Source organism: Pectobacterium brasiliense (assembly GCF_013449685.1).
GTDB classification, from domain to species: Bacteria; Pseudomonadota; Gammaproteobacteria; order Enterobacterales; family Enterobacteriaceae; genus Pectobacterium; species Pectobacterium brasiliense_A.
In genome coordinates, this window is record NZ_JACDSF010000128.1 from 1 (window position 1) to 531 (window position 531).

Genomic DNA, 531 nt, shown 5'->3' on the forward strand with positions numbered 1-531 from the left:
AACAAGAGTGATATCGGGGCTGATAACGGCGATATGGCAGATATTGCCGCGCTGGGGGCGGTGGGTGGCAAGCATTCTGCTGGTACTTTGGCTGGGCTGGACGTTTCTGATTCAGGAACGGCATGGCGGGGCGTCAATCGTTGTCCATTCGGTGATCGATCGCCCCATTAGCTATGTGTACGTTAACGGTAATATGGGTAGCAATACCTTTGCGTTTGATGGATTTCATGCCGGGGGAGGGGGAAGCGCTGGTCCCTATCGAATAGAGGGGGATACGGTCAAGATAGCGTGGGAATTGGATATGACCGAAGAACAGGAAAAATCAGGGTTCCAATTTGAGAAACATACGATCACTCTGCCGATGCCGAAACGTAAGAAGGGACAGAATAGCTTTTGTGTGCTGATGCTACCTGATAACAAACCGATGATCAGGTGGGCTGAAAGCTGTGTCGTTGAAATGGATAGCATCGTCGATACCTATAGAACAAGGAGATAACTAAGGTGGATTGGGATGATCTTGAATGTCGCGTT

Annotated in this window: 1 protein-coding gene; it reads left to right on the top strand. The window is 49.5% G+C overall.

Annotated elements, in window-relative coordinates; all coding sequences use genetic code 11:
* Nucleotides 1-496: hypothetical protein (locus H0248_RS21600; RefSeq protein WP_219609338.1), on the top strand; the 496-nt coding region annotated here is incomplete at its 5' end.
* Between the last annotated feature and the right edge of the window lie 35 nt (nt 497-531).